General features: G+C 52.1%; 1 protein-coding gene. It reads right to left on the reverse strand.

The window, feature by feature from the left end; all coding sequences use genetic code 11:
• Positions 1 to 1,094 (reverse strand): LPXTG cell wall anchor domain-containing protein (locus ACI3E1_RS07865; protein ID WP_405025100.1); only part of this gene is annotated, 1,094 nt, incomplete at both ends.

Genomic DNA, 1,094 nt, shown 5'->3' on the forward strand with positions numbered 1-1,094 from the left:
CCTGCTAATAAGGTACCTCCGATAGCCCACCAGTCATTGTGCTGACTGTCACCCGTATCCGGTAACTGGTTACCCTGCTGCTGGTGGTGCTGCGGGGTAACACCTGCCGGTGTTGCCGGATGAATCGTCGCAGCCTGAACGACTGGCATCCCTGGGTGGGATGGTACGTTTGGCTGCTCTGGCGTAGCGGGCGTTCCCGGATGACTCGGTGTCCCTGGCGTTGTTGGCGTCCCTGGGGTCTTAGTATCCGGCGTATGCGTCACGACCCGGTTAGACTGCAATATCTTGCCGTTGTATGTTTCCGTGAAGGTGTTGTAAACCGTGCCCGTCGCAATCCGCTTGCACTGCGCAAAGACTTCCCAACCCTGGGCAATCTGCTTGTTAACCGGCAGGTTCAGGATCTTCATCAGACTAGGCAACATTGCGGCGTGGAAGTCCCCCGTCTGCGCATTAAACGAGACTGCAAAGTACTTATCGAGAATTGTTCCCTTCGGGAGCACCGTACCATCGGCCAACGTAATTGGCGCCGTGGAGTAAATGTGATACTGACCTGTGTACTGGTCGTGCTTCGTATCAAAGTGATCATCAATGGCCCATTGCTTGGTGTCGCCACCATAGTTAGCCGGCCGTTGAGAACTTTCCAGCTTGTAGTCAAATAACTGCCCTAACTTAACCGTTCCGTTATTGATACTCTGCTGGTCACCCACGCTAATTACAACGTCCTTTTCTGGGTGGACCGTTGGAATGTAGTCCACGACTTCATTACTGGTGTGCTTGTCACCAAAGTGGTTAACCGTGTACTGGTTTAACGCCTTAGCGTAACCGTCAACCTTTACGGTCGTCGGCAAGTTTACCGTTAAGGCCTGACCTGCGTACTGCTTGTCAAAAGCTTCGGGGTTCTTAGCTGAGATCGTAACCGTTTGACCGTTAATCTGAACATTCACGTCAGACATTGGCACTTGCGTTGTTCCATCGGTAATCGTAATGCCGTTGGCATCTAAACCAACTTGTGCTGGCAAGGTATCAGAAATGCTTAATCCGGCAACCTTCATACCCGGCGTAATGTCTAAGCCCTTATCACCGGAAAGATCCCA

This window comes from Ligilactobacillus sp. LYQ139 (assembly GCF_045033025.1).
GTDB lineage: Bacteria > Bacillota > Bacilli > Lactobacillales > Lactobacillaceae > Ligilactobacillus.